The organism is Thiobacillus sp. 65-1402 (assembly GCF_001897685.1).
GTDB lineage: Bacteria > Pseudomonadota > Gammaproteobacteria > Burkholderiales > Thiobacillaceae > Thiobacillus.
In genome coordinates this window covers 1-5,605 of the sequence record NZ_MKUG01000153.1, presented here as the reverse complement: position 1 = coordinate 5,605, position 5,605 = coordinate 1, and the positions used below count along the sequence as shown (strand labels likewise).

Sequence of the window (5,605 nt, the reverse complement as noted above, 5' to 3'; positions counted from 1 at the left end):
CCTCCAGGGCGCCATGATCGCTGCCCGCCGCCGGCCATGACGCGGATCGATACAGTTCGCCGCCCGTCACCGATTGCATGCGCAACGGCATGCCCAGGGTCTTGTCCAGGCCGACCAGGCTGGGGGAAGGGTCGACCACGACCTCAAGATAGCCGCGCAGGAACAGGCCGCCGACCGGCACGATCAGGCTGTGCAGCGGCAGCGGGGCGGCGCACAGGGCGGAGAGGGATTGCAGGCGCTGCGGGCCGCGGCGCCGTTTCGCCGCCTCCAGCACGCCGGGGCAGGCGGCCTTTTGTGCGGAAGCCCCGCGCACGCCCTCGCCGGCCTCGGCGAGCAGCCTGAAGTCGGAGCTGAACAGCCGCAACTGGAGCAGCCGGATCTCGCCGGCGGTCACAAAATACTGATGGAACTGGTCGTCGAGCAGATGATTGACGGCGGAATAGTCGCCCGCCTTCAGCAACCGCTCGAAGGTCGGATCGCTCTGGATGCTGAGGCCCAGGGAGCGGGATTTTTCTTGCAGACGTTCGATGCGCTCGCCGACCGCCAGCCCCACCAGGCCGCTCAGGTCCTGACGCTGATTGTCCAGGGTGAGGCGATGGTAGATCTCGCCGGTCACCAGCGCCAGCGACATGCCGAGCACGCCCATTGCCAGCACCACCAGGCCGCTCAGTACGCGCAGGGTGATCGGGCGGCGCAGCATGCCGCTACTGCCGCAGGAAAGGATAGTCTTTCTGCTTCCACTCCTCGAAGCCGCCGCGGAACCAGTACAGCCTGCGGTAGCCACAGCCTTGGGCGATCCTGATCGCGATCACGCTGCGCCCGCATTTGACCCCGTTGCAATAGAACAGGACCGGAGTGTCAAGCGTGGCGATGAAATCGCCCAGTGTCGCGCAGGCGGTCTGGGTGTCCGGCAGACTGATCGATCCCTGGATATAGCCTTGGCGCCGGTCCACAGCCATCCGCGAATCGATGACGACCAGCCCGGGCAAACGTTCGGCCAATTCGATCAGGCCCTCGGCATTCAGCGTGGTCACGCCGGCGATGGCGTCCGGCACCGCGATTTTCCCCGGCGGGGAGGCTGCCGCCGGCCAGGACAGGGCCAGCAGGGAAATGGCGAACCACAAGCGATAAAGACGCATCGGCACTCCCTGCAAATGAAAGATAAAAAGATATGGAGTTCAAAAAATACCTTTGAAATGATTATCGGCATTTTGAGCGATATCTGAAATGCTTTTTCAGGCGCGGCTCGGTCAGCATGCCCATGGAGGCCTGCCGGCCAAGAGGTGGGCGGGCGCGTCGGTTACAGACTGTATGCTCATGCTGCGGATGCCTGGGGCGCATGCTCAAATCTCGGACGGAGCTGGATAGCGCGTAGTCTCAGCCCACCCGTGGTACGCTCAAATGACACGAAAATACCTTCCTGCAGACCGGGTTCGGAACGATGACTGACATTGCAAAAGACGGGGAGATCGACAGCGCGGTCTACAAGACCCTGCTGGAATCCACCCAAGCCATTCCCTGGAAAATCGATTGGCAAACCATGCGCTTCGCCTACATCGGGCCGCAGATAGAAAGCCTGCTCGGTTGGCCGCCCGCGAGCTGGGCAAGCGTCGAGGACTGGGCGGCAAGAATTCACGCCGAGGACAGGGAGCGGGTGGTGAATTACTGCGTCGCGCAGTCGAAGGCCGGCGTCGACCACGAGGCGGACTATCGCGCCCTGACCCCGGACGGCCGCCACGTATGGATTCGCGATGTGGTGCACGTGGTGCGCAACGAAGACGGCGGGGTCGATTCGCTGGTCGGATTCATGTTCGACATCAGCGAGCGCAAGAAAACGGAAGAGCAGTTGACCGTCTTGCAGAAGGAACTGGAAGCGCTGTCTTTCAAGGACGGCCTGACCGGAGTCGCCAACCGGCGCATGTTCGATTCCGTCCTGGAACTGGAGTGGGCCAATGCGCGGCGCAACAACCAGCCGCTCTCGCTCATCATGCTCGATATCGATTATTTCAAGCAGTACAACGACCACTACGGGCATCTCCAGGGCGACGCCTGTCTCAAGCGGGTCGCGCAGGTCCTGAGTTCGGCCGCCACCCGGGCGCGGGATCTGGTCGCCCGCTTCGGCGGCGAGGAGTTCGTTCTGGTGCTGCCCGAGACGAACGAACATTCGGCAGCAAAGATTGCCGAGCGATGCCGCAGCCTGATTTTCAAGGAACAGATCCCGCACGAAAAATCCCGGGCCAGCCAGATCCTGACGGTGAGCCTCGGAGTGGGCACCGTTACGCCCGGTCATCGCGACGAGCCGCTCGGATTCATCGCCGAGGTGGACAGCCGGCTTTATCAGGCAAAGCAGCGCGGCCGCAATGGCATCGTCAACGGCGATTAGGTCGCGTTAACGCTGATTTCACGTCCGCCACGGCGGCCGCTTCCGGATACGCCGCAGCCTTGTTCACTGCAAGCCGCTCGCGGCAAAGCGATGCGCCTGAATTGGCCCGTCCTTACCTGGCGCATCGCGCTGTTTTTTCCTGGCGCGGATAGCATGCGGCTTTGTGTTCCGGCTCCTCGGCAAATGGTTGCCATCCAGCGCGGATACTGGCTGGCCGCAAGCCCTCTCGTACGGCGGATGGATGCGCGCGGCGCGCATGCGGTGCCTGCCCCCTGTCCTAACCCTTTTTTTGTACTAGCTTTACTGATGTGCGGCAGCGAACGAGTCACACGTCGCTTGGTGCTGCCGACCACATCTTCGAATGACGCAGCGGTCATTCCAACCAAAATTTGAGGATTACCGCCATGAAACAGCTCAACAAGATTCTTTCCGCAGCATTCCTGGCTGTTTCGCTGGCAGCCGTTGTCGGATGCGCCTCGACAGCCCACCAACAGGGGACCGGCGAGTATATCGACGACGCCGTCATCACCACCAAAGTGAAGGCAGCCATATTCGACGACCCCATGACGAAACTCCTGGAGATCAAGGTCGAAACTTTCAAGGGCGAAGTCCAACTGAGCGGCTTCGTGAGTTCGCAGGCAGCCGCGAACAGGGCGGTTGAGCTGGCTCGCGGCGTCAAAGGCGTGACTTCCGTGAAGAACGACATGCAGATCAAGTGAGGTCGGACGGCTCGTTGTCCACGGCTCCCCGGAGCGGGGCGCCCAGCATGGCCTGATCGTGCTTCTTGCAATGGCTGCTGCTTCTGCTCGGGCCGCGGCCAAATGATTTCAAGGAAGCGCCAAGCATGCTTGAGACTATCGCAGTCGTCCTGATTGTCCTCTGGTTATTGGGGCTGGTTAGCTCGTACACCCTGGGCGGCTTCATTCACATCCTTCTGCTCATCGCGATCGTGGCGGTACTGCTTCGTGTCGTTCGCCGTTGAGCGGCCGGCCCTGGCCAGGGGCTTGGGTTATCGTTCCGGAGGTCACGCAATGCTGAAAATCCGCAACCTGATCCTCGTGCTGGGGGCGCTGACGTTCCCGCCGGATTTTTCCGCGGCGCAGGTGAGCGTCGGCATCGGACTCCCTCACGCAAGCATCGGGATCAACCTGCCGGCATATCCGCGGCTCGTCCGCGTGCCGGGCTACCCGGTCTACTATGCGCCGCAATTGGAAGCGAACTTCTTTTTCTACGACGGGATGTACTGGGTTTACCAACACGACGACTGGTACGCGAGCGCCTGGTACAACGGACCCTGGGGACGGGTGGAACGGGTGGATATGCCGGCGTTCATCCTGCAAGTTCCGCTGCGCTACTACCGCCATCCTCCGGCCTACTTCCATGGCTGGCGGCCTGATGCGCCGCCACGCTGGGGCGATCGCTGGGGCCATGATTGGGAACGGCACAGAAGCGATTGGGACAGGCGGGACCGCCGCGTTGCCCCGCTGCCCGCCCCGCTGCCCACCTACCAGCGGCAGTATTCGGGGGATCGCTATCCCCGACAAGTCGAGCGGCAGGATGCCATTCAACGGCAGGAATACCGTTACCGGCCGCGCGACCCGGTAGTGCAGCAACACTATCAGCAAAGCGGCCAGGGGCGCGGCCGCTGAGCGGCCCTCTGTCTTCGCGAGGAGCACGGCTCGGATCATGTACGAACCACGTCACAAGCCACCGATCTCCGCGGGCAGATTTGCGCTGCGGATACTTGTCCATGCCGGCCTGGCGCTGGCGCTGCTTGGGATCTCGCTGCTTGTCGGGATGATGGGTTACGCGTACTACGAACACATGTCGTGGCTCGATGCATTCCTGAATTCGGCCATGCTTCTCGGCGGCATGGGGCCGGTCAAGACCGCAGGCTTGAGCGCGCCGGGAAAGCTCTTCGCAGGCGCTTATGCGCTGTACGCCGGGCTGGTGGTGATCGCCGCGATGAGCATCATCCTCGCACCGGTCATTCACCGGGTGCTTCACCGTTTTCATTGGGCCGAGCAGCGGCCGCCCCGCTAAGTCCCCTCAGTCCGATCGCACGCAGCCGGAGCGTGCGCCTGGCACCGCAGCCACTTCTTGCGCAGCTCCTCCGCGACCCCCATCGATGCGGCCAGCGCCGCCGCGAACAGCCAGACCTCCGCCCCCACCGGCGCCGTGCCGAACAGCCAATGGCCGGTCGGGGTATAGACGATGAACAGCAGCAGGCCGAGCTCCGCTGCGATGCCGAGCAGGATGAGCGGGTTGCCGGAAAGGCTGAACGCGAAAACGGAACGCCGCGGGTGGCGGCACAGGAAGACGTTGATCACCTGCATCATCACGATGGTCGCGAGGCAGGCGGTGGTCGCCTCGAGGTAAAGCGGCGCAGTTCGCGCCAACGGCTCCCCGTAGTGCCAGCCGGCGGCGTCGAGCACGAAGAAGAACACCGTCATCGCGGCCGCCGCTTCCAGCGCGCCGAGAAACAGGTAGGCACGGGCGACCAGGCCCCACGACAACAATCTTTCGCTGCGCGCGCGCGGCGGGCGCAGCATCGCGTCGGGGTCGGGCTTTTCGGCGCCGAGCGCCAGCGCAGGCAGCATGTCGGTGCCGAGGTCGACCGCCAGGATCTGGATGATGGTGAGCGGCAGCGGAATGCGCAGCAGCACGAAGGCAAGATAGGGCACCAGCTCGGGAATGTTGGAGGAGAGAATGTAGGTGAGGAACTTGCGCAGGTTGTCGAACACCGCGCGCCCTTCCTCGACGGCGCTGACGATGCTGGCGAAGTTGTCGTCGAGCAGGATCAGGTCGGCCGCTTCCCTGGCGACGTCGCTGCCGGCGATGCCCATGGCAATGCCGATGTCGGCGACCTTCAGCGCCGGTGCGTCGTTGACGCCGTCGCCGGTGACGGCGACGATCTCGCCCTTCTTCTGCAGCGCCTCGGCGAGGTGCATCTTCTGCTCGGCGGCGACGCGGGCGAACAGGATTTCCGGCGCATCCAGCGCCAGTTGCAGCTGCGCCGGAGACAGGCGGCGCAGGTCGTCGCCGCCGATGACGACCGGCTGTGCGGTCTTCAGCAGGCCGATCTCGCGGGCGATGGCCAGCGCCGTGTGCGGATGGTCGCCGGTGACCATGATGACGCGGATGCCGGCCGCGGCGCAGCGCGCCATGGCCTCCGGCACTTCCGGCCGCGGCGGATCTTCCAGCCCGACCAGGCCCGACAGG

General features: G+C 63.9%; 8 protein-coding genes. 5 read left to right on the top strand and 3 right to left on the bottom strand.

What is annotated here, in order from left to right:
- The coding region (locus BGO62_RS11760; RefSeq protein ID WP_296642643.1) for a hypothetical protein at positions 1-700 on the bottom strand (700 nt) is incomplete at its 3' end.
- Positions 701-704: 4 nt separating this feature from the next.
- The gene (locus BGO62_RS11755) at positions 705-1,139 is read right to left on the bottom strand and encodes a rhodanese-like domain-containing protein (protein ID WP_296642642.1); all 435 of its coding nucleotides are present in this window, start codon (positions 1,137-1,139) and stop codon (positions 705-707) included.
- A 302-nt stretch (positions 1,140-1,441) separates the two neighbouring features.
- On the opposite strand from BGO62_RS11755, the gene BGO62_RS11750 reads away from it, so the two are divergent.
- From BGO62_RS11750 to BGO62_RS11730, 5 genes are all read left to right on the top strand, one after another.
- Positions 1,442-2,383 carry a sensor domain-containing diguanylate cyclase gene (locus BGO62_RS11750; protein WP_296642641.1) on the top strand — a complete coding sequence of 314 codons (942 nt, stop codon included), beginning with the start codon at positions 1,442-1,444 and terminating at the stop codon, positions 2,381-2,383.
- A 404-nt stretch (positions 2,384-2,787) separates the two neighbouring features.
- The gene (locus BGO62_RS11745) at positions 2,788-3,102 is read left to right on the top strand and encodes a BON domain-containing protein (RefSeq protein ID WP_296642639.1); all 315 of its coding nucleotides are present in this window, start codon (positions 2,788-2,790) and stop codon (positions 3,100-3,102) included.
- A gap of 65 nt (positions 3,103-3,167) precedes the next feature.
- The gene (locus BGO62_RS11740) at positions 3,168-3,365 is read left to right on the top strand and encodes a lmo0937 family membrane protein (protein WP_296642637.1); all 198 of its coding nucleotides are present in this window, start codon (positions 3,168-3,170) and stop codon (positions 3,363-3,365) included.
- Positions 3,366-3,414: 49 nt separating this feature from the next.
- The gene (locus BGO62_RS11735) at positions 3,415-4,032 is read left to right on the top strand and encodes a hypothetical protein (RefSeq protein WP_296642636.1); all 618 of its coding nucleotides are present in this window, start codon (positions 3,415-3,417) and stop codon (positions 4,030-4,032) included.
- A gap of 37 nt (positions 4,033-4,069) precedes the next feature.
- Entirely contained in the window at positions 4,070-4,426 is a 357-nt protein-coding gene (locus tag BGO62_RS11730; protein ID WP_296642634.1) for a hypothetical protein, read from the top strand.
- On the opposite strand, the gene BGO62_RS11725 is transcribed toward BGO62_RS11730, so the two are convergent.
- On the bottom strand, positions 4,423-5,605 hold a 1,183-nt coding region (locus BGO62_RS11725; protein ID WP_296642631.1), incomplete at its 5' end, for an HAD-IC family P-type ATPase. The genes BGO62_RS11730 and BGO62_RS11725 overlap by 4 nt on opposite strands.

Bases quoted from the DNA above. Each gene is read 5' to 3' on its own strand.
- BGO62_RS11755 (WP_296642642.1), bottom strand. From the start codon at position 1,139: ATGCGTCTTTATCGCTTGTGGTTCGCCATTTCCCTGCTGGCCCTGTCC.
- BGO62_RS11750 (WP_296642641.1), top strand. From the start codon at position 1,442: ATGACTGACATTGCAAAAGACGGGGAGATCGACAGCGCGGTCTACAAG.
- BGO62_RS11745 (WP_296642639.1), top strand. From the start codon at position 2,788: ATGAAACAGCTCAACAAGATTCTTTCCGCAGCATTCCTGGCTGTTTCG.
- BGO62_RS11735 (WP_296642636.1), top strand. From the start codon at position 3,415: ATGCTGAAAATCCGCAACCTGATCCTCGTGCTGGGGGCGCTGACGTTC.
- BGO62_RS11730 (WP_296642634.1), top strand. From the start codon at position 4,070: ATGTACGAACCACGTCACAAGCCACCGATCTCCGCGGGCAGATTTGCG.